Consider the following 24091-nt stretch of genomic DNA (forward strand, 5'->3'; position numbering starts at 1 on the left):
GCCTGTACGGGGCGGGGGAGCACGGCACCGGGGCCGATGTCGAGCGACCCGTGCCACTCGAAGGTGTCCTCGCGCCAGGCGTTGCTGACGATGCGCAGGGCCTCCTCCATCTGCGGATAGGTGTCCTCGGGCCGCACCCCGAACATGGACATCTCCTGCTTGGTGGCGCCGCGTCCGGAGCCGATGTCGACGCGGCCGCCGGAGAGTACGTCGAGCATGGCGGACCGCTCGGCGACCCGTACCGGGTGCTGGTAGCCGAAGGGCATGGTCACCACGCCGTGGCCGATCCGGATCCGGGAGGTCTTCGCCGCCACCCAGGACAGAAAGACCTCGGACGCGCTCATGTGCGCGTACTGCGTCAGCGAGTGGTGCTCGACCGCCCAGATCCGGTCGAACCCCATCTCCTCGGCGAACACGGCCTGTTCGACACAGTCCTGGATCACCTGCCGCTCGGAGGCGGGAGACGGGTCGGCCATCTGCGCCTCGAAGATCATCGAGAACTTCACGACGGGCTCCTTCGCTCGACTGTTTCTGTTCCGACTATTTCTATTAGAAATACTCCTATCAGGTCTACGGAGAGGAGGGAAGGGTGCCGGATGTGCGCGCACGCGTAAGGGGGCACGGTCGGGCGGGCCGACCGTGCCCCCTTACGGAGCGGGTTTCAGCAGTGCGGGCTCAAACGCCGCACGGGCAGGTGCAACCGCACTCGCAGGTGCGCGGGTTGAGGAGGCCGGTGATGCCGGCGCGGAGGTGGGACTCCAGGGCGGCGGTGGTGGCCGCGTCCAGGGCCGGGGTGCGGAACGCCTTGCGCATCAGGCTCGTACCGAGGAGCCAGGCGGCGAGCAGCTCGGCGCGCAGTTCCGCGTCGGGTCCCTCCAGGCGCTCGGCGAACCGGCCGGAGAACACCTCGGCGACGTTGTCGCGGAACTGCCGGACGGCGTCCTCGCGGCTGGAGGAGCGGAGCACGGACAGCACCGGGTGCGGTATCTCCTCGTCCGGCGGGCCGTTGGTGACGAAGTCGGAGACCCAGGCGGCGACCTCGTCGAGCGGCACCTCCAGCAGTGAGTCGAAGATCGCGGTGTCCATGGACACCGACGCGAACAGAGCTTCCTTGGAGCCGAAATAGCGGTACACGAGGGCGGCGTCGACCCCCGCGTCCCCGGCGATGTCCCGGATGCTGGCGCCGTCGTAGCCGTACCTCCCGAAGCGCAGTGCCGCGGCCGCCATCAGGGCGCTGCGGGTGTCCGCCGCGCTGTTTTTGCGCGCCCGTGCGGGCCGCTCGCCGGTGTCGTCCTTCGCCTTCACTCTCGATCCGTCCACGCGTTCGTACCTTCTTCGGCTCGTCGTTCAGCAGCACATGCTCCAGGATCCGTGCCGTGTCCGGAAGTCATCGCTCGTTGTCATCGATCGTTGACCTCCGCCGGGGCAGGTGCCATAAGGTCGGGCCGCCGACGATCATTCGAAAAGGTGATTATCAGTGGCTGTGAGACGTGTTGCCGTCATCGGTACCGGATATGTGGGCCTGACCACCGGCGCCTGCCTGGCCTCCCTCGGGCACCGGGTGGTGTGCGCGGACGCCGACCCGGGCAAGGTCGAGCGGCTGCGCAGAGCCGAGGTCGACATCCTGGAGCCGGGACTGCCGGAACTGGTCCAAGAGGGGCTGGAATCGGACCTCCTGGAATTCGTGGGGGACACCCCGGCCGCCGTGCGCGACGCCGAAGTGGTCTTCCTCTGCCTCCCGACGCCCATGGGTGCGGGCGGCGCCGCCGACCTGGCCGCCGTCGAGGCCGTCGCCGGGGAGATCCGTGCCGAGCTGCCGCACGGCGCGGTCGTGGTCAACAAGTCCACCGTGCCGGTCGGTACGGCGGACCGGGTCGCCGCGCTGCTCGGCCGGCCGGACGTGGCCGTGGCGAGCAACCCGGAGTTCCTCCGCGAGGGACGCGCGGTGCACGACTTCCTGCACCCGGACCGCATCGTGGTCGGGGGAGCGGACGCCGAGGCCGCGCGGCGGGTGGCGGAGCTGTACACCGACCTGGCCGCACCGCTGGTCGTCACCGACGCCGCCAGCGCCGAACTCACCAAGTACGCGGCCAACTTCTTCCTCGCCATGAAGCTGTCCTTCGCCAACAATCTGGCGACGCTGTGCGAGCGCTTCGGCGCGGACATCGGCGACGTCACGGCGGGCATCGGCCACGATCCCCGCATCGGCGCCGCCTTCCTCCAGCCGGGCCCCGGCTGGGGAGGTTCCTGCCTCCCCAAGGACACCCACGCGCTGCTGTCCGTCTGCGAGGCGGCCGGGATCGACTTCCCGCTGCTGCGCGCCACCATCGAGACCAATGTCGAGCACCAGGCCCGCCTCGTGGAGCGCGTCGCGGCCCAGTCCTCGCGCGGCGACGGCTCGCTCGACGGCGTACGGCTGGCCCTGTACGGCCTGGTGTTCAAGGCCGGCACGTCCGACCTGCGCGACTCGCCCGCGCTGGCCATCGCCCGGCAGCTGCGGGAGCGCGGCGCCGAGCTGTACGCCTACGACCCCGCGCTGAGCGAGACCCGGCCCGACCTGAGCGACCTGGTCACCCTCGTGGACGACCCGGTGAAGGCGGCCGAGGGAGCCGAGGCCGTCCTCGTCCTCACCGAATGGCCCGACTTCCTCGAACTGGACTGGGAGGCGGTCGCCGCCCGCCTCGACGGACGTATCGTCCACGACTTCCGCAACCTGCTCGACCAGAAGCGGCTGGAGCGCGCCGGGCTCGTCCGGCAGAGCATCGGCAGCCCGTACACGATGGCCGGCTGACCACCGGCCCGGGGCCGACGCCCCACCCCCACGACGGACCGAACCGAAAGGCCCCCTTTCATGCGAGTCTTGTGCACCACCCTCGGCAGCCCTTCGCACGGCCGCGCCCAGCTGCCCCTGCTGCGGGCCCTCGCGGCAGCGGGACACGAGGTGCGCGTCGCGACCAACGAGGAGCTCGCCCCGCTCTTCCGCCACGACGACCTGCACGTTCTGACCTGCCTGCCGGAATTCTCGCCGCAGGCGTTCGCCGACTCGCAGGACCTGGCCGGCATGGCGGCCGCCGTGGAACTGGGCCCGGACGAGCAGCAGGCCGCCATGGTGCGCTTCATGGTCCGCACCCTGTCCGGTCCCATGGCCAAGCAGCTCCGCGAGGTCCTGCGCCCCGTGGCACAGGAATTCCGCCCGCACCTCATCCTGCGCGACGGCATGGACCTCAGCTCCTGCCTCATCGCCGAGGAACTGGGCATTCCGCAGCTGCCCACGCCCTCGGGCGCGAGCAACGTCCTCGACCCGGCGGAGGTCCACCCCGGCCTGAACGCCCTGCGCACCGAACTCGGGCTGCCCGCCCAGGAGGACCCGCTGTCGATCGTCCGGCACGGCCGCGTCGACTACGTACCGGCGGACTTCTCCTTCGCCCGCTATCTGCCGGGCCCCCTGGCGTACCGCCAGACGGTGAACGTGGACCGCAGCTCCGTACTGCCCCAGTGGGTCGCCGAACTGCCCACCGACCGGCCGTTGGTGTGGGCCGCCCTCGGCACGGCGCTGCCCATGATGCAGCAGCGGCGGGAGCAGGGGCAGGTGCCGGAGATGCCCTTCGAGCTCCCCGACCCCGCCAAGTTGCTGCAGAGCATCGTCGAGCCCGCGGCCGTGCTGGACGAGTGCACGGTGATCGTCGCCACCTCCGGCGCACCGGTGGACACCACGGCGCTGCCGCCGCACGTCCATGTCACCGACCGGCTGCCGCAGCCGCTGCTCCTGGAGTGCGTCGACCTCTTCCTCACCCACGGCGGGTTCAACAGCATCCGTGAGGCGCTGCGCACCGCCACGCCGCTGGCGGTCCTCCCGCAGTTCGGCGACCAGCCCGCCAACGCGGAGCGCGTCGAGGAGCTGGGCCTGGGCCGGCACATCACCGACCCCACTCCCGACGGCATCGCCGCGGTCTGCCGGCAGGTGCTGGCCGACCCCGGTGCCGCCGCGACCGCCCGCCGTGCGCGGCTGGCGATGCTGGCGCTGCCGGAGATCGAGAGCGCGGTGGCCGATCTGGAGAGGCTCGTCGGAGAGCGCGCGTGAGCTCCTCCGACGCGCTCCGGAAGCAGGAGCCCGCGGGCGGCCCGGCCGATCAGGCCGGGCCGCCCGCGCGGCTGTCCCACCGCGAGGTCGTCACCGTCCTGTCCGGCCTGATGCTCGGCATGTTCCTCGGCGCCCTCGACCAGACCGTGGTCTCCTCGGCGCTCCGCACCATCGCCGACGACCTGCACGGGCTGACCGCGCAGGCATGGGTGACCACCGCGTACCTCGTCACCGGCACCATCGCCACGCCGCTGTACGGCAAGCTCTCCGACATCCACGGCCGCCGCCCCGTCTACCTGGTCGCGATCCTGCTCTTCGCCGCCGGGTCGCTGCTGTGCGGCTTCGCCGCGTCCATCCACCAGCTCGCCGCGTTCCGCGCGCTCCAGGGCCTCGGTGGCGGCGGACTGATGTCGCTGGCCATGACCGTGATCGCGGACATCACCTCGCCGCGCGAACGCGGCCGCTACCAGGGCTGGTTCATGGCGGTCTTCGCCGGGTCCAGCATCGTCGGGCCGGTGGTCGGCGGGGTGTTCGCGGGCAGCGGCAGCCTGCTCGGCATCACCGGCTGGCGCTGGATCTTCCTCATCAATGTGCCGCTGGCAGCGGTGGCGCTCGCCGTGATCACGCGCGTGCTGCGCCGCGTGCCGCACCAGCCCGTACGGCACCGTCTGGACTACGGCGGCGCGCTCGCCCTCGCCGTCGGCGTCGTCCCCCTCCTCGTCATCGCGGAACAGGGCCGCAGCTGGGGCTGGGCCTCGCCGGCCGCGCTCGCCCTGTACGCGACAGGCGCCGTGGGACTGGCGGGCTTCGTCCTCATCGAGCGGCGGATGGGCGAGGCGGCGCTGCTGCCGCTGCGCCTCTTCCGCGTCCGCAGCTTCCGCCTCGGCACCCTGCTGCACTTCATCGTGGGCATCGGCATGTTCGGGGCGATGACCACGCTGCCGCTGTACCTCCAACTCGCGCAGGGGATGAGCCCGATGGCGGCAGGGCTGGCCATGCTGCCCACCACGGTCGCCAACGTCGCCGTCACCCTGACGGTCGGCCGGCTGATCTCCCGCACCGGACGCCTGAAGGTGCACCTGGTCACGGGCATCGGTTGCTTCACCGCCGCCATGCTCGTCTACGCGACGCTCAGCGTCGACAGCCCGCTGTGGTACGTCTCGATCGGCATGCTCTTCATGGGCGCGGGGCTGGGCGCGGCGATGCAGACCATGACGACGCTGGCCCAGTCCGAGGTGCCGCGTACGGACATGGGCGCCGCGACCGCCTCGGTGAACTTCTTCCGCTCCAACGGCGGCACGGTCGGCGCCGCCGCGTTCCTCTCGATCCTCTTCTCCCTGGCCGGCTCGCGGATCGGCGAACGGCTGACCGGGGCGTTCCGCGACCCCGAACTGCGGCGGCTCGCCGAAGAGCCCGGCAACGCCCGGGCGCTGAGCGGAGTACTGCGCCCGCACGGCGGCCTGAACCTGGAGGACTCCGCCTTCCTGCACACGCTCGACCCGCGCCTGGCACTGCCGTTCCTGGAGGGCTATGTCGCCGCCATGCGCGTCGTGTTCCTGGCGGGCGCGGCCGTGACCCTGCTGGCCTTCCTCGTCGCGGTGTGGCGGGTGCCGAACGTCAAGCTCTCGGACGAGTGACACTACGGGGAGCGGTGTCGCGCCTCTTGACCCGCCAGTCAGGGAAAACTTAACGTCCATTCACCTTCTGAATTCGGGCCAGGCAATGCCGCCTGCCCATTGCCGAAAAGGTGAACACATGCAGGGGATGCGACGACGCACGCTTCTGAGTGCGGCCGGTGCCACGGCCTTCGCCGGCGGGCTCCTGGAGGTGGGGAACGCGCAAGCCGCCGCCGTACCGGCTGCACGAAGCGGTCCCCGCGCTTCCGGTCCGTACGATCAGAAGATCAAGCAACTGATGGGCCGGATGACGGTCGACGAGAAGTTCGGCCAGCTCCAGCAGCTGCCGTGGACCTGGGACACCGGCCCCGGCGGCGGTGAGACCAAGGCGGTCGAGGACGCCGCGCGCAAGGGCATGCTCGGCTCGGTCTTCTCCATCTTCGGGGCGAAGACCACCAATGCCGTGCAGAAGATCGCCGTCGAGGAGTCCCGGCTCGGCATCCCGCTGGTCTTCGGCCTGGACGTGATCCACGGCATGTGGACCAACTTCCCCATTCCGCTCGCCCAGGCGGCCAGCTTCGATCCGGAGGTCACCGCGTCGGACGCCGAGGTCTCCGCCAAGGAGGCCCGCTCGAACGGCGTGCACTGGACCTTCGCGCCCATGATGGACGTCACCCACGAGCCGCGCTGGGGCCGTATCGCGGAGGGCAGCGGCGAGGACCCGTACCTCACCTCGGCGTTCGCCGCCGCCAAGGTACGCGGCTACCAGGGCGAGGATCCGAAGGACCTCAAGGCCAAGGACCGGCTGGCGGCCTGCGCCAAGCACTTCGTCGCGTACGGCGGCGCGGAGGGCGGCCGCGACTACAACACGGTCGACGTCTCCGAATCCCGGCTGCGCAACCTCTACCTGCCGCCGTTCAAGGCCGCCCTGGACGCCGGAGTGGCGACCGTCATGGCGTCCTTCAACACCATCAGCGGCGTACCGGCGCACGCCAACCCGCACACCCTCACCGACATCCTCAAGAAGGAGTGGGGATTCGACGGGCTGGTGGTCAGCGACTTCAGCGGGGTGAAGGAGCTGATCGCGCACGGCTTCGCCGAGGACGGCGCCGACGCGGCACGGCTGTCGCTGAACGCCGGTGTCGACATGGAGATGACCAGCACCCACTTCGTCGAGAACGGCAAGAAGCTGCTGCGCGCCGGGAAGCTGGAGCAGAGCCGGCTGGACGACGCCGTGTACCGGGTGCTGCAGCTCAAGTTCCAGCTGGGCCTCTTCGACCAGCCCTACGTCGAGGAGAAGGACGAGATCACGGAGCCGTCGGCGGACGCCCGCAAGGCGGCCCGCGCGGCAGCTGCCCGCTCCATGGTGCTGCTCAAGAACGAGAAGTCGGTACTGCCGCTGTCCGCAAAGGCGTCCTCGATCGCGGTCGTCGGCCCCTTCGCCGACTCCGCCGACCTCCTGGGCACCTGGGTGATCCCGGCCGCCGAGAAGAAGTTCCCGGCGGTGAAGGTGCTGGACGCGGTCAAGAAGGCCGCACCGAAGGCCAAGGTCAGGTACGCGAAGGGCGTCGACGCGGCGGGCAAGGACACCGGCGGCATCGGCGAGGCAGTCGCCGCCGCCAAGGCCGCCGATGTGACCGTGGTCGTGGTCGGCGAGCCCCCGGCGATCAGCGGCGAGGCCGCCGCGCGCAGCGACATCTCGCTGCCGGGCGCGCAGGAGAAGCTGATCGAGGCGGTGGCGGCCACCGGCAAGCCGTTCGTGGTGGTGCTCGTGAACGGCCGCCCGCTGACCGTGGGCGACTGGCTCGCGCAGGCGCCCGCCGTACTGGAAGCCTGGCACCCCGGCATCGAGGCCGGCCACGCCGTCGCGGACGTCCTCTTCGGCACCGTGAACCCGGGCGGCAAGCTCCCGGCCTCCTTCCCCCGTACGGTCGGCCAGATCCCGATCCACTACAACCACGAGTCCACCGGCCGCCCGTACGACGCGGACAACAAGTACACCTCGAAGTACCTGGACCTGCCCGACGGCCCGCAATTCCCGTTCGGCTTCGGGCTCAGCTATACCGACTTCACGCTCGGCGAGCCGAAGCTCAGCCGGTCGGGTGTCACTGCCGACGCGCTGCGGAAGGGTGACACCCTGGAGGTGTCGGTCGAGGTGCGGAACACCGGGAAGCGGGCGGGCGACGAGGTCGTGCAGCTCTACGTCCACGACCGCGCCGCCTCCCTCACCCAGCCGGTCCGCAGGCTCCGCGGCTTCCGCCGGGTGACCCTGGAGCCGGGGAAGCACACCACGGTGCGCTTCCGTCTCGGCGCCGCGGACCTGGGCTTCTGGACGAACGACAGCCACGGCCACTTCACCGTGGAGGCGGGCGCGTTCGACCTCTATGTGGGCACCAGCTCGGCCGCCACCGCGAAGCTCGGGCTCACGGTGGACTGACCCGGGCCGTTACCCGGACCGTCAGGGCTGCGGTCAGTGGTCGTCCCAGTGGTCGTCGTGCTGGGCGTGGCGGTGGCCGTCGTGGACGTAGTCCATGTGGTCGCCGTGCGGGACCGCGACGTGGCCGCAGCCCTCCTGGTGCTGGTGGGGGTGGTTCTGGTGCTCGGTGTGCGCGGTGGGCTCGCACTCGTCCACGTGGTCTTCGTGGGCGCGGTGCAAGCAGCCGTCGTGCACATAGTCGACGTGGTCCTCGTGCGGCACCGCCACATGGCCGCAGCCGGCTCCGTGCTGATGGGTGTGACCCTGGTGGGTGGTGTGGGTGGCCGTCGCCATGACGTCCTCCTGATCTGCCGTACTGTGGATGATCTTTGCGCGATATTCGAAGAGTGCGCCAGTGTGTCCCGAATGCTAGATCAGTCACCGCATTTTATCGCTGATGTCCGTTCCGCTTCCGCGTGTGGCAGCAGGCCCAGCCGTGAATGCCCGGGGTGGGGGAGCAAGGCTCGGCGGGTGGCGTGACGCGGGGTACGCCGGGCGGACCGACCGCGTCCACATACGGCATGAGATCGGGCGGCGAGGGGCGTAGCGCGTCCGCTGCCGGGAAATGGGTCCGTCGAACAGCTGCGGCATTTCCCTTTGGCGGCCGGATGCCGCCGACGGGCAGACACGGTGCGGTCGGCGTCAGGACAGGAGGAGCCTCCGGATGGGCGTCCCCTTGTACCTGGAGCCACGGCTGGCGCCTCGGGCGGCGTCGCTGCTGGCCTCCGGCCGGTTCCTGCACGCGCTCGTCGACGGGCTGGGTTCGCCGCTCAACGTCCTGCTGCCCGACCAGCTCGCCGACAACCTCGCGCGCTTCCGCGCCGTCTACCGTGCGCACCGGCTGACCGGCCGGATCCTCTTCGCGCACAAGGCGAACCGGTCCAGCGCCCTCGTCCGGCGGCTCGCGGCGACGGACGCGGGCATTGACGTCGCGTCACTCGGCGAGCTGCAGCACGCGCTCGGTGCCGGGTTCACCCCGGACCGCATCGTGGCGACCGGCCCGAAGACCCCGGAGTTCCTGTGGCTGGCGGCCCGCTCCGGCATCGTCGTACACGCCGACGGGCGCGCCGAACTGGAGCAGCTGGCGGCCCTGGTGCGGCGGTACGGACTGCCGCGCGCCGATGTGCTGTTACGGCTCTCGGAGTTCGCCTCCGAGGGGTCCCGGGTGCTGACCCGGCCGAGCCGGTTCGGGACGCCGGGCGCGGAGCTCGACGCGCTGCTCACCACCGTGGAGCGGTGCGCGGACGCGGTACGGCCGGCCGGCGTCGGGTACCACCTCGACACCACCAGCCTCGACGAGAAGGCCGTGGCGCTCGAAGGGTGCCTCCGCGCCATGGACGCGTGCCGCGCCCGGGGCCTCGACCCCCGTGCCGTGGACATCGGCGGCGGTTTCGGCGTCAGCTACCTCGCCGACGGCGAGCAGTGGGAGCGGTACACCACGGAGCTCACCCAGGCGGTGATGGGGCGCCGCCCCGCGCTGACCTGGCGCCGGCACGGTTACGGCCTCTCGCACGAGGCCGGGACGCTGCGCGGCTCCCTCGCGCTGTACCCCGCGCACCGCCCCGTCGCCGCGGAGACGTACCTCGACGCGCTGCTGGACCGGCCCGCGCCGACCCTGGGCCGGACCCTCGCCACGCTGCTTCTGGAGGGCATGTACGAGCTGCACATCGAGCCGGGGCGGGCGCTGGCCGACCAGTGCGGGCTCACGCTGGCGCGCGTCGTCGAGGTGCGGGACACCGCGTCGGGGGAGCGGCTGGTACGGCTGGCGGCGGGCGCCGACGACGTGGCCCTGGAGGAGCACGGGGTCCTGATGGACCCGGTCCTCGTCCCGCGCGACGGGCGGCGGGCGGCGGGCGCGAGCGAAACGGTGGACGCGGGCGGGCCGGTGGACGCGGCCGGGCCGGTGGGTGTCCACCTCGCCGGGAACCTCTGTCTGGAGGCCGACATGATCACGCGGCGGACGGTCTTCCTGCCGTCTCCGCCGCGCCCGGGTGACCTGCTCGCCTTCGCCAACACCGCGGGCTACTGCATGGACTTCCGGGCCGGCGAGGCCCAGCGGCAGCCCGTCGCCCGCAAGGTCGCCGTGTGGCGGGACGGGGACGGGGACGCAGCGGACGGGCCGGACGGAGCGGACGGGTCCGGCGCGGGGCCGTGGTGCTGGTGCCTGGACGAGGAGTACTGGCCGGTCGTTCAGCAGCACGGCACGCGGCAGCACGGCGGTGGGGAGGAAGCGGATGAGGCTTGACAGCATCACCGATGCCATCGGCGACACCCCGCTCGTCCGCGTCGATCCGGCCGTGCACGGTCTGCGCCACATCGACCTGTACGCCAAGCTGGAGATGCTGAACCCCTTCGGATCGGTCAAGGACCGGGCGGCCTGGCACATGGTCCGGCCGGGCCTGAAGGCCGCCGCCGAGGGCCGCCACACGGTCGTCGAGCTGTCCAGCGGGAACACCGCCAAGGCCCTGTCCCTGCTCGCCGGAATGCACGGCGTGGCCTTCAAGACCGTGACGAACCGCATCCGCGTCCCGGAGATGCGGGACCTGCTGCTGTTGCTGGGCGCCGAGGTCGAGGAGCTGCCGGGGCGGACGGAGTGCCTGGACCCCACCAGTACGGACGACCCGCTGACCCTCTTCCACCAGGAGCTCAGCGGGTCGGACAGCCCGTACGTCTACACCGACCAGTACTACAACGCGCGCAACACCGAGGCGCACATGACGGGCACCGGACCGGAGATCGTCGCCGACCTGGGCGGCCGGGCCCCCGACCACTTCGTCGCGTGCGTGGGCACCGCCGGCTCCTCCACCGGCGTCGCCCGGGTGCTGCGCGCCCACGACCCCGGCGTGCACGTCCTCGGACTCGTGGCGCACAAGGCGGACTTCATCCCGGGCATCCGCACCATCGACGAGGTGCAGGGGGTTGGCCTGTTCGACCCGGCGACGTACGACACCCTCGCGACCGTGACCGCCGACGACGCCATCGACGGCATGGTGACGCTGGCCCGGCGGTGCGGGATGCCGGCCGGGCCGACCGGCGGGGCCGCGTACTCCGGAGCGGTACGCCATCTCCGCGCGCTGGACGCGGAGTTGACGGAGCGCCGCACCGCGGTGTTCATCGTGTGCGACCGGATCGAGGGCTATCTGAGCTATGTACGCCGACGGCGGCCCGACCTCCTGGGCCGGTCGGCGCACCGCAACTCCGTCGCCACCCTCACCGACGCGGAGGTGGCGGCCGCCACCGGCATCGACGCCGCAGCGGCCGAGCGGTGGATCGCCGAGGACCGGCCCCTCGTCGTCGACCTGCGCAGCCCCTTCTCCTACGCCGCGCTGCACATCGCCGGCTCGGTGAACATCGTCGACGAGCTGTTCGCCGAACTCCTCCAGGGCGGCCTGCCGTTCAGCAAGAGCCGGCCCGTGCTGCTGGCCTGCCCGGTGGGGGAGCAGTCCGCCCGGTACGCCGCGCTGCTGACCCGCATGGGCCACCCCGACGTCCGCAGCCTCTCCGGCGGCATCATCGCCTGGCGGGACGCGGGCGCCCCGCTCGTACGGGAATGAGGCTGCCGTGACCGGCACCCGTGCCCCGGCAGCGGCGGTCCTCCGTGAGCTGCGCGACTGGCAGGCCGCCCTCCGTGCCCAGTTCCCGATCATCACGGCCCACCCGGAACTGGCGTACCTCGACAGCGCGGCGACCACCCAGAAGCCGCAGGCCGTACTGGACGCCGTCCACACCTACCTCACCACCAGCAATGCCAACGCCGGCCGGGGGACGTACACCTGGGCCAACCGCACCACCGCGCTCATGGGCGGGACCCGCGAGCGGATCAAGGAGTTCCTTGCCGACCCGGAGCCGGACCGATCCGGGGTGCATCTGGTCAGTGGCACCACCGAAGGGCTGCGCGCCGTCGCCCGAGACTGGCTCACCGGCGTCCTCGCCGACCAGGACGAGATCGTCGTGCCCTTTGCCGACCACCGGGCCAACATCGCGCCGTGGGTGGAGGCCCGCGATCTGCTCGCCCGGCAGGGCGTCCGCGTCCACCTCCGCCCGATGCCGTACCAGCAGGGCTCCCGCGACTACGACCCGGCGGCCCTGGCCCGGCTGGTCAGCCCGCGGACCCGCTTCGTGGCGGCCACGCATGTGCACCACGTCTACGGCGGCGACATGAACATCCACCGTGTCCGCCGGGCCGTCGGACCGGACGTGCCGATCTGCCTCGACGCCGCCCAGAGCGTCGGCCACCTCCCCGTCTCCCTCGCCGGACTCGATGTGGACTTCCTCGTCTTCTCCGGCCACAAGGCCCTGGCGCTGCCGGGCTCGGGCGCCGTCTGGTCCCGTAACGCGCGGGGCCCGCGGTTCGTGCCCGGCGGCTGGGACGGCAGCCCCGACACCACCGGCGCGGCGAGCCTGCGGGCGGCGCTGGACTGGTTGGACGCGGCCGGAACGGACCGGATCGACCGGTGGATCCGCGCGCTGGCCGCGCGGCTGACCGACGGGCTGCGCCGGCTGCCCGCGTACGACGTGCTCGGCTGCCGGCGCAGCCTGGCGGCGGACTCGGACGTCCAGGGACGCCAGGGCATCGTCACCTTCCGGCACCGCGCCATCGGCTCCGGCGACCTCGGCTTCATCCTCTTCAGCCACGGCTTCATGGTCCGCTCCGACGGCCTCTGCCAGGGCAGCGCCGGCGAGCGCGAACACGCGGTGCGGGTGAGCCTGCACGTCTACAACACCCCGGAGGAGATCGACCGCTTGCTCGCGGTCCTGACCGCACTCCAGTGAGTTGCGCGCACGGGAACCATTTTCATCTGTATCTTCGGGCCGGTGGGACTGGAGACGGCGACGGCCGGGCGGTGGGTGGCGCGCTGGGAGCGCCAGCAGCAGCGGTACGCGATCGACCGCGAGGAGCGGTTCACGGTGATCGCCGACGTGGTCGAGCACGTACTGGCCGGGCGGGACCGGCCGCTCGTCGCCGACCTCGGCTGCGGGCCCGGATCGCTGGCCGCGCGGCTGGCCGGACGGCTGCCGTACGCCGCGATCGTGGCCGTGGACAGCGACCCGCTGCTGCTCGAACTGGGCCGGACCCACCACGCGGACGCCGCCCGCTTCGTCCGCGCGACCCTCGGTGCGGACGGCTGGACCGCGGCGCTGGAGCTGCCCGGCCCGCTGGACGCCGCCGTCTCCGCCACCGCGCTGCACTGCCTCTCCGAGGACGCCCTGCGGCGCACGTACGAGGACCTCGCCGCGCTGCTGCGGCCGGGCGGCGTCCTCGTCAACAGCGACATGCTCCGCCCGGACGGCAGCCGTACGGCGCGGATCGCCCAGCACGTGGGGCGCCGCCGGGCCGAGCGGCAGGGCGCCCCGGGCCGTGAGGACTGGGACTCCTGGTGGGCGGCCGCGGCCCGGGACCCCGAACTGGCCGGGCTGCTCGCGCCCCGCCCCGTACAGCAGTCCGCCGCCGGCGGCCACAACGGCCTCACCCTGCGCCGCCACCTCGCGCTGCTCCGCGCGGCGGGCTTTCACGACGCGGGCACCGTCTGGCAGTGCAGTACGGACTTCGTGCTCGTCGCGATCCGCTGACAACCGACTGCGGTCCGCCGGCAACTGTCTGCTGTCAACTGCCTTCTGACAACTGGCCGGTGCCGAACGGCCGTACGGATGCAATCGCGTCGTATCCGGGAATCGGACGGTGGCGTCCGGAAGACGTGCGAACGGCTCGCCACCACGGAGGCCGGAGGGCTGAGCGCTGGTCACGCCTTCTTGACACGCGAAGTGGTTGTATTCCGGACCAATTACCCCAAGAACCGGTCCGATTATTTCAGGACTGTGAAACCCAATGCCGTCTTGTGGTCGATAAGTGCCCGCCGTGACGATCACTCTCGTTCACGGCCCCACCGACTTCCAGGAGTCCCCATGAACGACCACCGCCTTACCCTCAGCCCGGACGCCGCACGGCAACTCGCGACCACCACGAAGACCGCGCCCCAGATGCGCGGCATCACCCCGCGCTACCTGCTCCGCGCGCTGCCCTGGGTGGACGTCGACTCGGGCGTCTTCCGCGTCAACCGGCGCCGTACGTTCCTGCTCGGCGACGACCGGATCACCATCGACACCGACCACGAGGGCACCCGCCGCGTGGTCAGCGAAGACCTGCGGGAGATCCCCTACCTGCGCGAGGCGGACCCGGCGCTGCTCGGCGAACTGGCCCAGGCGTTCACCGAAGTCACCTTCGACGCCGGCCAGTTACTCGTCCAGGAGGGCGAGTCCACCGACCGGCTGTGGGTACTGGCGCACGGCCGCGCGGAGAAGCGCGTGACCACCCGCTACGGCGAGGAGACCGTGCTCGAAGTGGTCGGCGACGGCCAGTTCTTCGACCTGGACTCCTGGACCCGCGGCGAGTCCACGCCGTACCAGGTCAAGGCCCTCACCCCCGGCGTCGCGCTGTACATCGAGCGCGCCGTCCTCGGCCGACTGTCGGACCGCGACGAAGCGCTGTGCGCCGCGGTCACCGCGTACAGCGAGGGCGGCGCGCCGCTCGCCGGCAAGGAGGCGCCCATCCAGCTCGCCGGCGGCCACGTGGGCGAGCCCGAACTGCCCGGCACCTACGTCGAGTACGAGGACACGCCGCGCGAGTACCACATGACCGTCGCCCAGACCGTGCTGCGCGTCCACACCCGCGTCTCCGACCTCTACAACGAGCCCAACGACCAGGTGCGGGCCCAGGCCGACCTGACCATCCAGGCGCTGCGCGAGCGCCAGGAAGCCCTGATGCTGAACCATCCCGAATTCGGCCTGTTCCACAATGTCACCCCGGGCCAGCGGGTCCAGGCGCGCACCGGCGCGCCCACCCCCGACGACCTCGACGAACTCCTCACCAAGGTCTGGAAGCAGCCCGGTTACTTCATCGCCCACCCGAAGGCCATCGCGGCGTTCGGCCGGGAATGCACCCGCCGGGGTGTGCCCCCGGTCATGGACACCCGCTTCGGCAGCCCGCTGCTGACCTGGCGCGGCGTGCCGCTGCTGCCGTCCGACAAGGTCGGGTTCAGCAACGGCTCCCGCGCGGCGGCCGGCACCACCGAGATCCTGCTCGTCAGGGCGGGCGAGGCCGAGCAGGGCGTGGTGGGCCTGCGCCCCTCCGAGGTGCCCGACGAGGTCGAACCCGGCCTGTCCATGCGGAACATGGGCACCGACAAGAAGGCGATCACCTCCTACCTGATGACCGCTTACTTCAACACCGCGGTCCTGGTCGAGGACGCCATCGCCGTGCTCCAGAACGTCGAGGTGTCCAAGTACTATGACTACTCCTGAGACCCTGGACGTTCTCAAGGCGCCGACGGGCCCCGGTTTCGATCCCGAGACAGTGCGGCGCGACTTCCCGGTACTGCACCGGACGGTCAACGGACACCCGCTGGTCTGGCTCGACAACGGCGCCACCACGCAGAAGCCGCGCCAGGTCATCGAGGCGCTCGCCGCCTTCTACGGCTCCGCCAACTCCAACATCCACCGCGGCGCCCACACCATGGCCCGCGAGGCCACGGAGGCGTACGAGGAGAGCCGCGCGGCCGTCGCCTCCTTCCTCGGCGCCGCCTCCCCGGACAGCGTCGTCTTCGTCCGCGGCACGACCGAGGCGGTCAACCTCGTCGCCCAGACCTGGGGCCGGGCCAACCTCGGTGCCGGTGACGAGATCCTCGTACCGGTCCTCGAACACCACTCCAACATCGTGCCGTGGCAGCTGATCGCCAAGGAGCGGCACGCCCGGGTGGTGCCCGTACCGCTCGGCCCGGACGGGCAGATCGATCAGAATGCCTTCGCCGACCTGCTCTCCTTCCGCACCCAGCTGGTGGCGCTCAGCCACGCCTCCAACGTGCTCGGCACCGTCCCGCCCGTACGGGAGATGACCGCGCTGGCGCACCGGTACGGCGCGAAGGTGCTGGTGGACGGCGCCCAGGCGGTCGCGCACTTCCCGGTGGACGTCCAGGCGCTGGACGCCGACTTCTACGTCTTCTCGGGGCACAAGCTCTTCGGCCCCACGGGGATCGGCGCGCTGTACGGCAAGCCGGAGGTGCTCGCGGGCATGCGGCCGTGGCAGGGCGGCGGCAACATGATCGACTCGGTCGACTTCGGCCGGACCACCTTCGCCCCCGTACCGCACCTGCTGGAGGCGGGCACCGGCAACATCGCCGGCGCCGTCGGCCTGCGCTCCGCCATCGACTGGCTCACGTCCCAGGACCGCACCGCCGTCACCGCCTACGAGAAGGCCCTGACCGAGTACGCCGTGCAGGCTCTGGCCGGCGTCCCCGGACTGGAACTCATCGGCGCGGCCCCCGAGCGGATCTCCGTCCTCACCTTCACGCTCGCGGGGTACGACCCGGCGACGGTCGCGGAGTGCCTGGACCGCGACGGCATCGCCGTCCGGGCCGGCCACCACTGTGCCCAGCCCGCGCTGCGCCACTACGGCCTGGACAGCGCGGTCCGGGCCTCCTTCGCCCTCTACAACACGCCGCGGGAGGTGGACACCCTGGTCGCTTCGCTGCGCAACATGCGGCAGCCGTGACCGAAGGGGCCGGTCGAGGCACCTCGGAGCCGTCCGCGCCACTCCGTCCCTTCCATTCAGGTGACGCGGTGTGTGACAGCTGAGACGTGTGGTTACTGATCGACTGCCGGGCGGTGGAGGAAGCCGCCTCGCCCCTGTGCAACCAATGGAGGAACCCAAGATGAACCGCACTGCGAAGCGCCTGACCGCCGTCGTCGTTCCCGTGGCAGCCCTCGTTCTGGCGGCCGGCGGCACGGCCGTGGCCGACGACCCCGACTTCCTGAACACCAAGATCGCGAGCACCGACTCCGGTTACCAGAGTGGCAGCGCCAGCGAGCACCACGGCGCGTCGACGACGGGCGCGGAGACCCACAGCATGCTCGTGGAGACCGGCGCGGACAACAGCTCGGACGACGACAGCGACGACTGATTCGGCGCTTCCCGAGCCGGCCGGGGCCTCTTCCACTGAGACCTGCCGAGCACCGGCCCCGCTCTTCCCCGGGAGAGCGGGGTCCGCCATGTACAAGGTGGGGAGCGAGACATGGAACTACGTGATCTGGAGTACTTCGCCCTGGTGGCCGAGGAGTTGCACTACGGCCGCGCCGCGGCCCGGCTGCACGTCGCGCCCGCCGCCGTCCGACGGCGCATCAGCGACCTGGAACGCGAGCTGGGCCTCCTTCTCTTCGACCGGACGAGCAGCCACGTGGAGCTCGCCCCCGCGGGCGGCGAACTGCTGGCCGCCGCGCGCCGCACCCTCGCCTCGGCCACCGAGATCACGGACATCGCACGCACCCTGCGCGCCGCCCGGCTGGGGGAGCTGCGCATCGGCTGCGCCCCGGGCGCGGCCCGCCTCGTCGACGTACTGATCGGCAAGGTGGCGCGCGCACGGGCCGACGTGGCCGTGGTGTCCGTCCCCATGTGGAGCCTGCAGGCACTGGACGCCCTCGTACAGGGCGAACTCGGCCTGGCGCTGGTCCGCGATCCGCTGCCGCCGCACGGGACGTCGTCCCTGATCGTCGGGAGGTACCGCGACGACCATGTGGCGGTGCCCGCGCCCGGACCGCTGACCAAGCAGGTACCGGTGCCGCTCGGCGCGTTCGAGGGCATGCCGTTCCTGATCAACGAGCGGGACACCGCGCCGGGGGTGCACGACGCGACCGTACGGTTCTTCGCCGACCACGGCGTGGCCCCGCTCTGGCAGCACCACCGGCTGCGTGAGCAGGAGCAACTGCTCGCGCTGGTGGCGGCCGGCACGGCGTCCGGGCTGGTGCACGCCCACCCCGCCGACGTCTCCGACCCCGCCAACATCACCTGCCCGGGCGTCGCCGTCCTGCCGCTCGGTGAGCCGGGCCCCGAACACCGCTTCCACCTGGTCTGGCGCGCGGACGACGACTCCGAACTGCTGCGCACGATCGTCGACCTGATCTGTGATCACGGCTGCGACCTCGACGAACCGGAGAACGAGCCGGAGAGCGGGCCGGGACATGAGCCGGGGAGCGGGCCGGAGCACGGTCAGGGCAACGGCCAGGACGGTGTCACCACGTCGGACGGGCGCTGACGCCGCCGTCCACGACCAGATCGGTACCGGTGATCCAGGAGGCCGCGTCCGAGGCGAGGAAGACGCAGGCGTCGCCGACGTCCTCGGGGCGGCCGAGCCGGGTGAGCGGCGCGGCGCGGGTCCACCGGTCGACGCCCTCCGGCCAGTCCGTATCCAGACCCGGCCGGTCGATCAGGCCGGGGGAGACGGTGTTGACGCGGATGCCGAACGGGCCGTACTCCAGGGCCGCCGACCGGGCGAACATGATCAGCGCGGCCTTGGCGGCGCTGTAATGCGCATGCCCCGGCGCGGGCTGCGAACCCTCGATCGAGGCAATGTGCACGACCGAGCCGCCACCCCCGCGCCGCATCGCCCCGACGGCCGCCTGGGTGCAGCAGAACGCGCTGGTCACATTGGCTTCGGAGAGCCGCCGCCAGTCGGCCGCCGTCATCCCGGCGAGCGGCTGGACCGGCTGGATCCCGGCGTTGTTGACGAGGACGTCCAGCCGGCCGCGCCAGGAGGCCGCCGCGTCGACCAGCTGACCGCACTCCTCCTCCCGCGTCACATCCGCCCGTACGGCCAGCGCGCTGCCGCCCGCCCCGGTGATCTCCTTGACGAGGGCGGCGGCCCGCTCCTCGCCCCGGTACCAGTGGGCCACCACGGCGGCCCCGGCCCGCGCGAGCCGCCGGGCGATCCCGCCGCCGAGGACTCCGCTGGCGCCGGTGACCAGTGCCACCCGTCCGGCCAGGCTGCCCGCCTGCTGCCCCTCACTCATCGCCGGCCCCGTCCGGCATCCGCAGCGGCGCGCCGGGCCGGCACAACTCCCCGATCCGCTCCGCGTACTCGGGGTACTGCCTGGTCAGGACGTCCACATCGCCGCCTTCGTAGTCGGAGGGCAGAAAGCCGGGCGCCATCGTCGTACCGCACAGCGACCAGCTGCCGCCCGGGATCACCCGGGCGCCCATCCACGTACCCGCGGGCACCACGGTCTGCACCTCGCCGTCACTCCCGCCGAGGCGTATGGCCCGGCCGGCGCCGTCCGGCCCGAGAAGCAGCAGCTCGGCCGGGTCGCCCCGGTAGAAGTGCCAGATCTCGTCCAAGGGCAGCCGGTGCAGGGCGGAGAAGCCACCGGGGTCCGTGGTGAGCAGCACCAGGATCGCCGTGCCGGCCGGACGGCCCGTGGCGTCCGGCGGCCCCGCCCACGTCCGGCGGAACAGCCCGCCCTCGGTGGCCAGTGGCCGCAGCCCGTACCGCTCGGCCACCTCGGCCGGCGTCGTCCCCTCCGTACCCGGCACGGCTCACCCCTCTCGTCGCCACGGCGCCACGGCGACGCGGCCGCTCGGCCGCTCGGCTCGCCGTGATGCGTACCCCGAATCCCACGCACCGTCACCGGCTCGGCCGGCCATCCGCTGCCAACGGATGACCTCTTGTGCCGCGGCTCGGCGTGACCATATGTTCACCCCGCCGGGCCCATACATCCGATGTATGTCGCGTGTCACGCAACGGATCGACGAAGGACGACGACGCACTCCAGGAGGAACGGGCATGAACGACATGAACGGCCTCAATGCCTTGGTCACCGGCGGCGCCTCGGGCATCGGCCTGGCCACCGCCCAGCTGCTCGCCGCGCGCGGTGCCCGGGTGGCCGTACTGGACCTCGTGCCCGACAAGGTCGAGGAGCCGCTGACCGGTTACCGGGCCGACGTCGGCGACGACGACTCCGTACGGGAGGCGGTCGACGCCGCGGCCCGTGACCTGGGCGGCCTGGACATCCTGGTCAACAACGCGGGCATCGGCGCGGCCGGCACGGTCGAGGACAACACCGACGCCGAGTGGCACCGCGTCCTGGACGTCAACGTGCTCGGCATCGTCCGCACCAGCCGCGCGGCGCTTCCGTACCTCCGCGCCTCCGCGCATGCCGCGATCGTCAACACCTGCTCCATCGCCGCCACCGCCGGACTGCCGCAGCGCGCGCTGTACTCGGCCTCGAAGGGCGCCGTCCTCTCGCTCACCCTCGCCATGGCCGCAGACCACGTCCGCGAGGGTGTCCGGGTCAACTGCGTCAACCCCGGCACCGCCGACACCCCCTGGGTCGGGCGGCTGCTGGACGCGGCCGACGACCCCGAGGCCGAGCGCGCCGCGCTCCGTGCCCGGCAGCCGATGGGCCGCCTGGTCACCGCCGAGGAAGTCGCCGCCGCCGTCGCGTACTTGGCCTCGCCCGCCGCCGCCTCGGTCACTGGCACCGCACTCGCCGTCGACGGCGGCATGGCGGGCCTGCGGCTGCGCCCGGAAGGGCAGCGGTGACCGGCGCTCAGGCCGCCGCCGGTGTCTTCGTGTTCTCGAAGGAGTCGAGGGTGCGGGCGAAGTCCCGGGTGGAGAGGAGGAGTTTGTAGACGATGGCGAGTTCGAAGAGGAGCAGGAGGACGGCGGAGACGACCGTGACGGGGATGACCGCGTCGAAGAGCGGCCCGATGATGAAGACGCCCATCTGGAATTCGATGCCGCTGACGAGGTGCGTACGGACGCGATGCCGCAGCAGGTAGGAGCGGGCCCGCAGATAGCCGGGGAAGCGGCTCCGGAATTCCCGCTGTAGGTCGATGACGTCCTTCTTGCGCCGCTTCGGCGAGGGCACGGCCACCAGCACCGGCGTGTTCTCCGTGCGCTCCGTGCTCTCCATAACCTCCGCACGGTCCTGCTGGAGGTCCTGCTCGATGTCCGCCTCGGGGTTGTCGCGCAGCAGGTCCTCCATGAACGCGACCTCCGCCGTGTCCTCGGCCCGCCGTGCCGCCCGGATGCGCGCCTTGATCTGCTTGCGCATCGTGTGCCGGGTCTTGAAGATCTCCAGCGAGTTGATGTACCGCAGGCCGTCGAGCGCGACCACGCCCGCCGCGAGCCAGATGTAGAAGGTGTCGCCCGTGCGGTGGTACTGACCGCCCATCAGCGCGACGGCGCAGGCCATCACGCGGATGCGGTCGAAGATGTAGTCGAGCCAGGCACCGAAGACGGAGCCCTGGCCGGTGAGCCGGGCGACCTTGCCGTCCATGCAGTCCAGGACGAAGCTCAGGTGGTACACCACGGCACCGGCGACGAGCCAGCGCCAGTCGCCCTGCGTGAAACAGGCCGCGGAGACGAGGCCGAGGAGGAGCGCGCCCCAGGTGATCTGGTTCGGGGTGATCCGCGTGCGCATCGCGGTCTGCCGCACCAGAGGAGTGGCGACCGGGTCGACCAGCAGCACGGTCCACCATGCGTCCCGCTTCTTCTGGGTGAGGCGACGCACCTCGGCGAGGGGCGGTATATCTCGGCGCATGTTCGACTTCCTGGTGTTTATACGGGGTTCACCTGAAGTTAAGGAAGTGCCGAGGTGATGTACAAGGTTTGCCCAGGGCAACCTTTTGCCGAGATAAGTGTCTGGCGTCCGGAACCCCCGCCTCAGCCGTCCGTCCGGCGCTCCACTGCCGTCAGCGCCACGGCCAACGGCCCCGGGACCAGGAAGAGGAGCGGCGGCAGCACCCAGGCACAGACCGCCGCCGTGGCCAGCGCGAGCAGGACCAGGAGGGAGCCGGGCAGATCGCGCGCGGAGCACAGGGCGGCCGCGCGCAGCGCCGCGCGCCAGTGCCCGGCCGCCTGCTCCTGCGCGCAGGCGCGGAGCGCGATCACCGCCAGTACCGTGCCGACGGCCGCCAGGAACAGCGCGAACGGTACGGCCCCCGGCAGCCCCGCCGCGGCCAGTGCCGTGTCCGCCGCGAACAGCACGCCGAACGCGAGCAGCAGGCCGCCGGCGGCCAGGTCGGCGCGCCACCGCCGGGCACACAGGGCCCGGACGTAATGGCCGGCCGTGCACGGTTCGGCGTACCGCTGGCGCCGCCGCAGCAGCGTGCAGGCCGTGGCCAGTGCGGCCGGTACGGTCACCAGCGGCAGACAGGCCACCGCCGTGACCAGCCCGAGCGCGAGCACATCGGCGAACAGCTCGAAGCGCGGCCCGAACAGCTCGCCCGGCTCCCGCCGCCCGGACGCCGTGTCCGTCGGGGCACTCATCCCTTGACCCCCGAGTTCGCCATGCCCTCCACCAGGAAGCGCTGGAAGGCGAGGAAGAACAGCACGATCGGGAGCAGCGCGAAGACCGACATCGCGAACATCGGGCCGTACGCGGACTGGCTGGAGGTGTCCACGAAGGTGCGCAGGGCGAGCGTGAGCGTGTACTTGTCCGGCTCGAAGAGGTAGATCAGCTGGGTGAAGAAGTCGTTCCAGGTCCAGATGAAGGTGAAGATCGCGGTGGTGATCAGCGCGGGCCGGGTGAGCGGCAGCACGACCCGCGCGAAGGTACGGAACGGCCCGCAGCCGTCGATCTTTGCCGCCTCCTCCAGCTCGCGCGGCAGCCCGCGCATGAACTGCACGATGAGGAAGACGAAGAACGCGTCGGTGGCCAGGAACTTCGGCAGCACCATCGGCCAGAAGGTGTTCACCATGCCGAGCTGGTTGAAGACGATGTACTGCGGGATCAGCACCGCGTGGTGCGGCAGCATGATCGTGGCGATCATGAAGGCGAACAGCGGCCCGCGCATCCGGAACCGCAGCCGTGCGAAGGCGTACGCGGCGAGCGAGCAGCTCAGTACATTGCCGAGCACGGCGCCGATCGAGATGGTCAGCGAATTCCCGAAGAGCTTCAGCAGGCTGACGCCCTCGATACCGGCCGCGGCCGTCGTGTAGTTCTCCGTGGCGAGCCGGGACGGCAGCAGCGCGAGGCTGGCGAGGACCTCGTCGGCCGGCTTGAAGGACGTCGCCACCAGCCAGCCCAGCGGATACAGCATGACCAGCAGGACGAGAAGACAGCCGGCGTGCAGGGCGGTACGCGGCCAGTTGACGGTCATCGGCGCACTTTTCAGGGTGCTCATCAGCGGCCCTCCTCGTTCGCGTAGAAGACCCAGGAGCGGGAGGTGCGGAAGAGCACCGCGGTGACGATGCCGATGGCGATGAGCAGCACCCACGCCATCGCGGAGGCATAGCCCATGTGCGAGGCGGTGAAGCCGCGGTCGTAGAGGTAGAGCGTGTAGAAGAGGGTGGAGTCCGCCGGGCCGCCCCGGCCGCCGCTCACCGCGAACGCCGGGGTGAAGACCTGGAACGCCTGGATGGTCTGCAGGACGAGGTTGAAGAAGAGGACCGGGGACAGCATCGGCAGGGTGATCGAGACGAACTGCCGCCACCGCCCGGCACCGTCCACCGACGCCGCTTCGTACAGCTCCTTCGGTATCTGCTGGAGCCCGGCCAGGAAGATGACCATCGGCGCGCCGAACTGCCACACCGTCAGCAGCGCCACGGACAGCAGCGCCCAGCCGGGCCGGTTGACCCAGCCGCCGGTGTGCAGGCCCAGGGAGCCCAGTACGTTGTCGACGGTGCCGCCGTCGTTGAACAGCGCCCGCCAGACGAGCGCGATGCTCATGGAGGCGCCGAGCAGCGACGGGGCGTAGAAGGCGGAGCGGTAGAAGCCCTTGCCGCGCTTCATCGACTTCAGCGCGACCGCCACGGCCAGCGCCAGCGCGAGCTGCAGGGGCACGGCCACCAGGACGTACAGCAGGGTGTTCCCCACCGAGCGGAGCAGCCGCGGGTCCTCGGTGAACATCTGCGTGTAGTTGCGCAGGCCGACCCAGGACGGCGGGTCGAAGAGGTCGTAGTCGGTGAAGGAGAGGTAGAGGGAGACCGCCATCGGGAGGAGGGTGAGGACCGCGGCGCCCATCACCCAGGGGGAGAGGAACACCCAGGCGGCGCCCTCCCGTTCGCGCTTCGGCCGCCGTTTCTTTGCGGGCCCCGAGGGGGCCGGACGCTGCCGGGGAAGCGCGGCCGCTTCGTCCATCGTTCGGGT

22 protein-coding genes are annotated in these 24091 nt (G+C 71.5%); 13 read left to right on the forward strand and 9 right to left on the reverse strand.

Annotation, left to right across the window (positions count from 1 at the left end; all coding sequences use genetic code 11):
* Both CCS38_RS09385 and CCS38_RS09390 read right to left on the reverse strand, forming a co-directional pair.
* Positions 1-506, reverse strand: a 506-nt coding sequence (locus CCS38_RS09385) for an LLM class flavin-dependent oxidoreductase (protein WP_223732737.1), incomplete at its 3' end; no start/stop codon positions are given.
* A gap of 169 nt (positions 507-675) precedes the next feature.
* Positions 676-1320: a TetR/AcrR family transcriptional regulator gene (locus tag CCS38_RS09390; RefSeq protein ID WP_223732738.1), complete on the reverse strand. Its 645-nt coding sequence runs from the start codon at positions 1318-1320 to the stop codon at positions 676-678.
* Positions 1321-1477: 157 nt separating this feature from the next.
* On the opposite strand from CCS38_RS09390, the gene CCS38_RS09395 reads away from it, so the two are divergent.
* The 4 genes from CCS38_RS09395 to bglX all read left to right on the forward strand — a co-directional run bounded on the left by CCS38_RS09395 (position 1478) and on the right by bglX (position 8134).
* Positions 1478-2791, forward strand: coding sequence for a UDP-glucose dehydrogenase family protein (locus tag CCS38_RS09395; RefSeq protein ID WP_223732739.1), 1314 nt, complete (start codon positions 1478-1480; stop codon positions 2789-2791).
* A gap of 60 nt (positions 2792-2851) precedes the next feature.
* A complete protein-coding gene (locus tag CCS38_RS09400) occupies positions 2852-4081 on the forward strand; it encodes a glycosyltransferase (RefSeq protein ID WP_223732740.1) in 1230 nt (409 codons plus the stop codon).
* Positions 4078-5718, forward strand: a complete 1641-nt coding sequence (locus CCS38_RS09405) for an MDR family MFS transporter (protein ID WP_223732741.1) — start codon at positions 4078-4080, stop codon at positions 5716-5718. Before CCS38_RS09400 ends, CCS38_RS09405 begins: the two co-directional genes overlap by 4 nt.
* Before the next feature lie 118 nt (positions 5719-5836).
* Positions 5837-8134, forward strand: a complete 2298-nt coding sequence (gene bglX, locus CCS38_RS09410; protein ID WP_223732742.1) for a beta-glucosidase BglX — start codon at positions 5837-5839, stop codon at positions 8132-8134.
* A 33-nt stretch (positions 8135-8167) separates the two neighbouring features.
* Here bglX and CCS38_RS09415 read toward each other — a convergent pair whose 3' ends face one another.
* Positions 8168-8467, reverse strand: a complete 300-nt coding sequence (locus tag CCS38_RS09415) for a hypothetical protein (RefSeq protein WP_223732743.1) — start codon at positions 8465-8467, stop codon at positions 8168-8170.
* Between the two features lie 370 nt (positions 8468-8837).
* On the opposite strand from CCS38_RS09415, the gene CCS38_RS09420 reads away from it, so the two are divergent.
* The 8 genes from CCS38_RS09420 to CCS38_RS09455 all read left to right on the forward strand — a co-directional run bounded on the left by CCS38_RS09420 (position 8838) and on the right by CCS38_RS09455 (position 18255).
* On the forward strand, positions 8838-10418 hold the full coding sequence (locus CCS38_RS09420) for a Y4yA family PLP-dependent enzyme (protein ID WP_223732744.1): 1581 nt from the start codon (positions 8838-8840) through the stop codon (positions 10416-10418).
* Entirely contained in the window at positions 10408-11727 is a 1320-nt protein-coding gene (locus CCS38_RS09425) for a pyridoxal-phosphate dependent enzyme (RefSeq protein ID WP_223732745.1), read from the forward strand. The genes CCS38_RS09420 and CCS38_RS09425 overlap by 11 nt, the downstream gene beginning before the upstream one ends.
* 7 nt (positions 11728-11734) lie before the next feature.
* Complete coding sequence (locus CCS38_RS09430; protein ID WP_223732746.1) at positions 11735-12946, forward strand: aminotransferase class V-fold PLP-dependent enzyme; 1212 nt, start codon at positions 11735-11737, stop codon at positions 12944-12946.
* Positions 12947-12988: 42 nt separating this feature from the next.
* On the forward strand, positions 12989-13744 hold the full coding sequence (locus CCS38_RS09435; protein WP_223732747.1) for a class I SAM-dependent methyltransferase: 756 nt from the start codon (positions 12989-12991) through the stop codon (positions 13742-13744).
* A 333-nt stretch (positions 13745-14077) separates the two neighbouring features.
* Positions 14078-15472: a family 2B encapsulin nanocompartment shell protein gene (locus CCS38_RS09440; protein WP_223732748.1), complete on the forward strand. Its 1395-nt coding sequence runs from the start codon at positions 14078-14080 to the stop codon at positions 15470-15472.
* Positions 15459-16718, forward strand: coding sequence for a cysteine desulfurase (locus CCS38_RS09445; protein ID WP_223732749.1), 1260 nt, complete (start codon positions 15459-15461; stop codon positions 16716-16718). The genes CCS38_RS09440 and CCS38_RS09445 overlap by 14 nt, the downstream gene beginning before the upstream one ends.
* Positions 16719-16878: 160 nt before the next feature.
* Entirely contained in the window at positions 16879-17127 is a 249-nt protein-coding gene (locus tag CCS38_RS09450) for a hypothetical protein (protein WP_223732750.1), read from the forward strand.
* Positions 17128-17238: 111 nt separating this feature from the next.
* The gene (locus CCS38_RS09455) at positions 17239-18255 is read left to right on the forward strand and encodes a LysR family transcriptional regulator (RefSeq protein WP_223732751.1); all 1017 of its coding nucleotides are present in this window, start codon (positions 17239-17241) and stop codon (positions 18253-18255) included.
* Here CCS38_RS09455 and CCS38_RS09460 read toward each other — a convergent pair.
* Both CCS38_RS09460 and CCS38_RS09465 read right to left on the reverse strand, forming a co-directional pair.
* On the reverse strand, positions 18233-19009 hold the full coding sequence (locus CCS38_RS09460; protein ID WP_223732752.1) for an SDR family NAD(P)-dependent oxidoreductase: 777 nt from the start codon (positions 19007-19009) through the stop codon (positions 18233-18235). The two genes, CCS38_RS09455 and CCS38_RS09460, sit on opposite strands and share 23 nt — an antisense overlap.
* Positions 19002-19529: a cupin domain-containing protein gene (locus CCS38_RS09465; RefSeq protein WP_223732753.1), complete on the reverse strand. Its 528-nt coding sequence runs from the start codon at positions 19527-19529 to the stop codon at positions 19002-19004. The genes CCS38_RS09460 and CCS38_RS09465 overlap by 8 nt, the downstream gene beginning before the upstream one ends.
* Positions 19530-19779: 250 nt before the next feature.
* Here CCS38_RS09465 and CCS38_RS09470 point away from each other — a divergent pair, with 250 nt between their 5' ends.
* Positions 19780-20538 (forward strand): SDR family NAD(P)-dependent oxidoreductase, encoded by a 759-nt coding sequence (locus CCS38_RS09470; protein ID WP_223732754.1) that lies wholly within the window; start codon positions 19780-19782, stop codon positions 20536-20538.
* Positions 20539-20545: 7 nt separating this feature from the next.
* Here the strand turns inward: CCS38_RS09470 and CCS38_RS09475 are convergent, their stop codons facing one another.
* The 4 genes from CCS38_RS09475 to CCS38_RS09490 all read right to left on the reverse strand — a co-directional run bounded on the left by CCS38_RS09475 (position 20546) and on the right by CCS38_RS09490 (position 24082).
* On the reverse strand, positions 20546-21541 hold the full coding sequence (locus tag CCS38_RS09475; RefSeq protein WP_223732755.1) for a CDP-alcohol phosphatidyltransferase family protein: 996 nt from the start codon (positions 21539-21541) through the stop codon (positions 20546-20548).
* A gap of 122 nt (positions 21542-21663) precedes the next feature.
* Positions 21664-22269, reverse strand: a complete 606-nt coding sequence (locus CCS38_RS09480; RefSeq protein ID WP_223732756.1) for a hypothetical protein — start codon at positions 22267-22269, stop codon at positions 21664-21666.
* Positions 22266-23126, reverse strand: coding sequence for a carbohydrate ABC transporter permease (locus tag CCS38_RS09485; protein WP_223732757.1), 861 nt, complete (start codon positions 23124-23126; stop codon positions 22266-22268). Before CCS38_RS09485 ends, CCS38_RS09480 begins: the two co-directional genes overlap by 4 nt.
* On the reverse strand, positions 23126-24082 hold the full coding sequence (locus CCS38_RS09490; protein ID WP_223732765.1) for a carbohydrate ABC transporter permease: 957 nt from the start codon (positions 24080-24082) through the stop codon (positions 23126-23128). The genes CCS38_RS09485 and CCS38_RS09490 overlap by 1 nt, the downstream gene beginning before the upstream one ends.
* Positions 24083-24091 lie beyond the last annotated feature (9 nt).

Source organism: Streptomyces purpurogeneiscleroticus (assembly GCF_020024005.1).
GTDB lineage: Bacteria > Actinomycetota > Actinomycetes > Streptomycetales > Streptomycetaceae > Streptomyces > Streptomyces purpurogeneiscleroticus.

What these genes read in the sequence shown, in the direction of transcription:
- CCS38_RS09400 (WP_223732740.1), top strand. Translation starts at nt 2,852, where the DNA reads ATGCGAGTCTTGTGCACCACCCTCGGCAGCCCTTCGCACGGCCGCGCC.
- bglX (WP_223732742.1), top strand. Translation starts at nt 5,837, where the DNA reads ATGCAGGGGATGCGACGACGCACGCTTCTGAGTGCGGCCGGTGCCACG.
- CCS38_RS09415 (WP_223732743.1), bottom strand. Translation starts at nt 8,467, where the DNA reads ATGGCGACGGCCACCCACACCACCCACCAGGGTCACACCCATCAGCAC.
- CCS38_RS09420 (WP_223732744.1), top strand. Translation starts at nt 8,838, where the DNA reads ATGGGCGTCCCCTTGTACCTGGAGCCACGGCTGGCGCCTCGGGCGGCG.
- CCS38_RS09425 (WP_223732745.1), top strand. Translation starts at nt 10,408, where the DNA reads ATGAGGCTTGACAGCATCACCGATGCCATCGGCGACACCCCGCTCGTC.
- CCS38_RS09440 (WP_223732748.1), top strand. Translation starts at nt 14,078, where the DNA reads ATGAACGACCACCGCCTTACCCTCAGCCCGGACGCCGCACGGCAACTC.
- CCS38_RS09445 (WP_223732749.1), top strand. Translation starts at nt 15,459, where the DNA reads ATGACTACTCCTGAGACCCTGGACGTTCTCAAGGCGCCGACGGGCCCC.
- CCS38_RS09450 (WP_223732750.1), top strand. Translation starts at nt 16,879, where the DNA reads ATGAACCGCACTGCGAAGCGCCTGACCGCCGTCGTCGTTCCCGTGGCA.
- CCS38_RS09455 (WP_223732751.1), top strand. Translation starts at nt 17,239, where the DNA reads ATGGAACTACGTGATCTGGAGTACTTCGCCCTGGTGGCCGAGGAGTTG.
- CCS38_RS09460 (WP_223732752.1), bottom strand. Translation starts at nt 19,009, where the DNA reads ATGAGTGAGGGGCAGCAGGCGGGCAGCCTGGCCGGACGGGTGGCACTG.
- CCS38_RS09470 (WP_223732754.1), top strand. Translation starts at nt 19,780, where the DNA reads ATGAACGACATGAACGGCCTCAATGCCTTGGTCACCGGCGGCGCCTCG.
- CCS38_RS09475 (WP_223732755.1), bottom strand. Translation starts at nt 21,541, where the DNA reads ATGCGCCGAGATATACCGCCCCTCGCCGAGGTGCGTCGCCTCACCCAG.
- CCS38_RS09480 (WP_223732756.1), bottom strand. Translation starts at nt 22,269, where the DNA reads ATGAGTGCCCCGACGGACACGGCGTCCGGGCGGCGGGAGCCGGGCGAG.
- CCS38_RS09485 (WP_223732757.1), bottom strand. Translation starts at nt 23,126, where the DNA reads ATGAGCACCCTGAAAAGTGCGCCGATGACCGTCAACTGGCCGCGTACC.
- CCS38_RS09490 (WP_223732765.1), bottom strand. Translation starts at nt 24,082, where the DNA reads ATGGACGAAGCGGCCGCGCTTCCCCGGCAGCGTCCGGCCCCCTCGGGG.